Below are 4,076 nucleotides of genomic sequence, written 5' to 3' on the forward strand. Positions count from 1 at the left end.
CTGCTGTTTCTGATTTACCTTTAACGACAGCCGTCCCGTCACGGGATGATTTGTCCCCATCTGAAGGCACATTCAGCCAGGTCGCCAGGGGGTTTCAGTGGCTCACGGACCAAAATGCCCGGCTGCTGGCATTTTTTGCCCCCGGTGGTGGACTGGATTGTCTGGCAAACCCGATAAAACTGAGCATGTCGCCGCAACGTTCAGAGCTACTGGCGGTGACCCGGGACAATGTAAACCGGCTGGTTCATGGGGCGGAAGCGCTGCTGGATGGGTACAATTCATTCCTGCAGCTGGCGGGTATCAGCGATTTATCCAAGGTGGAGCCATGGCTGGATGAATTACCGCAACTGACCAACCGCTTCAAGGCGCTGAAAGAGACCATTCAGTCAGAGCTGAAAAGTGTCATTCAGCCCGTGCAAGCCCCTGAAGAAGGACAGCTATCATTTCGTCAGTGGGTATTGGCCTGCCGTCAGTTACAATCTTCTCTTCAGGCACTCAACCCCGGGAAGGCTGAGCAGGTTCTGAGTGTCCATGAACTGATTTTTGCCCTGCATCAGCGATTCGTAAAGGCACTGGCACCGGTCGCTCTGGCCTCGGGTCAGGGCAAGATATCCAGGATATGGCCCGTCACTTATGCAGATTGCAGGACTCCGGGAGGCCCGGTTAAAAAGGTACCGCTATTTAGTCGCTCCTGCAAGGCATCCCTCGTTAGGTCAGAGTGTCCGGCGACTGTCATCATTATGGATGATGCTTTGATTGTTAACCTTGAATTAGGACATCACGTGGGCCTTATTGAGCTGCTTGAACACGCAGAGGGGGGGAAAGGACGTACCCTGCGGCTGAAATTTTCTGACCGATTTAAAAGGGCTGATGGCAGTGATGGCCCCGGCAAGTTGAAACGTATGTGGTTTCTGACGCAGTTACTGAAAGCGATCAATCTGGATGAACACGCTGATAGTATGAAGTTCAGTTGTAATGCCGTAGCGGGTGAAATAATTGTCGAATGCTCCCATATGAAATCACGTGAAATCATGCCGGAAGCCTTTATAAAACTGATAACGGCGTTATCTGTCATTAAGAACCTGGATGAGGTCTTAAAGTCAACAGCCATTTTTGAAGGAGTGCAGTGGAGCTTTAACAGCCTTGTACACCACCTTGATAGCGATGTTACGACAGAAGCCTATAGATTCGCCTTTGAACACTGCCTTTTCTTGATTGTTCATTATGCTCAATATTACATTAATCGAGATTGTTTCCGGTTATTAATACAGTTATTAAACAATCATCAAAAAGAGTTTATTCATCATAGTCGAAGGTTCTTTGAATCAATTCACACCCCTCTGGAAGTGTTAATGAGTGATGAGATCGCTGAAGACACCCGCAAGGAACTCTTACAGCATTTTTTATTATTAGAGCCTGATAAGGCTACGCCATTGTTCGAAGATGTGTATGACCTGGGAGATCAGTACTTTGTTGTCAATCCATCCTGCAGTTGTAGCGTGGATTTTGAGGTTCCACCCGCTCATTCGCTAAGGGTTAACAGAGAAAACATCAAGAATGTTTTGCGCAGGCAGGGACTGAAATATGCCAGCCAACGGGTTCGAAATGATAAAGACCTTGTACTAGCAACCATTGCCGTATATCCATACAACCTGAAGTATGTGAGTGAAAGACTGAAGCGTGATAAACAAGTTGTCTTATCCTGTTTTAAAGCTCTCAATCTTTGGAAGACTGAGGAGGTCCGCCGTGTCAATGACCTGATTTTTGAATTGCATGGGTTCTTAATAAAGGCCCGGGTACCGGTTACCCGGGCCTCGGCTCTGAGCGTGCTATCCAGAGACAATAGCTTCATCTATGTTGATTGCACGACTCCGGGTGGCTCGAGTAAAAAGTTAACGATATTGAGTCCGTCCTGCAGAGCATCCCTAAGAGAATCAAGACCTCTTACCGGGACTGTGATCAGTATGGATCATACCTTGATTGTTAACTTTGAGTTATCCGGTTTTGCGGGCTTTATCGAGCTACTTGAAAATGAGGAGGAGGGAGAAGGAGGTACCTTGCGGCTGAAATTCTCTGAAAACTTTTACCGCACTGATGGCAGTGATGCACCCGGCAAGTTAAAACGTATGTGGTTTCTGGTGCAGTTACTGAAAGCGATGGAACTGGATAAAAATGCTGATAGCATGAAGTCTGGTTGCAACGCCGCAGCGGCTGAAGTGATCGTCAAATGTCCGCGAATGACATCACGTCAAGCCATGGAGGGTGCCTTTGTAAAACTCATAACGGCATTGCAGACAGTTAATTGGCTGGATTGGGACTTCTTAAGCTCAAGCGGTATTTTTGAAGGAGATCAGTGGAACTTGAATTTACTTGCCCAACGCCTTGATAGCGATGTTGCGGCAGAAGCCAATAGATTCGCCTTTCAACATTGCCTTTTGTTAATGGTTGATACTTACCGATATGGTATTGATCGCGGTTGCTACCAATTATTAAACAATCATCTAAAACAGTTTATTGATCATTGTCATCGGTTGGTTAAATCGAAGGACAATCTTCGGGAAATGTTCATGAGTGATGAGCTTCCTGAGGACATCCGCAGGGAACTACTGCATCATTTTTTATTGTTACATCCCGGTAAGGCTAATCGATGGGTTGATCTTGTGTATCCCCATTTGAAAGATCATTACTTTGTTATCAAGCCATCCTCCGGTTACAACCTGAACTTTGATTTTTTACCGGTTCAGTCGCTTGGGGATCATAAAGAAAAGCTCAGGAATGTCCTGCTCAAGGATGGACTGAAATATGCCAGCCAACGAATTTGCAACGATAAAGACCTTGTATTGGCAACGGTTGCACTACATCCATACAGTCTGGAATATGTGAGTGAGGAGCTGAAGGGTATTGCAGAGGTCGTCATGCTTGCAATCGCCAGAGATGGTTATCATCTGCAATATGCCAGCCCGACACTTCGGGATGATGAGAAGGTTGTCATAGCCGCTGTTGCAAATTCTTTAGGAGCTCTGCAATATGCCAGTGAAAGAATCCGAAGTGATAGAAATATTATTAAAACCTTAATAACTGTCAATATTAATTGCTTGATGTATGTCGATAAAACGGTATTGCAGGATCATGATTACATGCTGGATTTAATTGAAAAGGATGCTCATGCTTTTACTTTTGTCGCTATCGGGCTCAAACACGATGAGGCCTTTATTGAGGCAGCAAAAAAAAGAAACTCTGAAGTTAGTCAATACCTCATGTAATCTCCGAATATAGTTTTAGCTATTCTGGCAGCGTTAAACAGTGCAAACCGTGTGACAGCTTATTGTTGTTTCGTGGTTCAGGCTACGAGTGAACTTTATAAAAACATTATTGTCGAAAGAAGGGTATTTATTAAGTATCTGACCAACAAATCATGGATAAATATTAACATGAGAGGGATATCTTGATGTTACCCGCTAATAATTTTGACAAATCAGATTCTTACAGGCTGACAGACAGTCCCAATCAGAATAAAGGGGCTGGTAGTCCATCCAACTGGGCTAACAGTTCACCCAAGAGGTATTTCGGTAATCCTGATAGCAGTGGCTTTCACGAGCCAACGTCACTAGCCAAGCGAATATGCCTTCCACCTGTTTCAGATCAGGCTGCTGACAATTATCCGGTTCAACGCGCACAACTTGGTGGCAAGGGAATGTTTTTGCAGCGCATGAAGAAAGCCGGTCTGCCTGTTCCACCCTTCGAATGTGTTACTGCTCAAGTCACGAATGCACTTGAACAACATCCTTTGGATACCCGTCGTTTAGACCGCTGCCTTCCCGGGATCGTGCTTGAACCGGGGTTAGAGACCAGCCTGGCCAACGTCCGGGAATACCTCAATGCCTTGCCGCCTTCAGATCAAGCCAAAAGGAATAGATGGCTGGCGGATCTGGCACAATTTGTTGCCAGTGATGACTACTACGAACAGGTTAAAGATTCTGAGGCGGCCCGACAAATCAGGGATCTGCGCCGTCAGCTCTCCACATCACAGCCGGTGATTGTCCGCAGTTCTGGCATCAATGAAGACAACTACGGCG

General features: G+C 46.0%; 2 protein-coding genes. Both read left to right on the forward strand.

The window, feature by feature from the left end; genetic code table 11:
* A partial coding sequence (locus KDK19_RS17025; RefSeq protein WP_257292433.1) for a DUF4116 domain-containing protein occupies positions 1-3,263 on the forward strand: 3,263 nt, incomplete at its 5' end.
* A gap of 185 nt (positions 3,264-3,448) precedes the next feature.
* A partial coding sequence (locus KDK19_RS17030) for a PEP/pyruvate-binding domain-containing protein (protein WP_257292434.1) occupies positions 3,449-4,076 on the forward strand: 628 nt, incomplete at its 3' end.

Origin of the sequence: Endozoicomonas sp. ONNA1, from assembly GCF_024606325.1 — a bacterium.
Taxonomy (GTDB): domain Bacteria; phylum Pseudomonadota; class Gammaproteobacteria; order Pseudomonadales; family Endozoicomonadaceae; genus Endozoicomonas_A.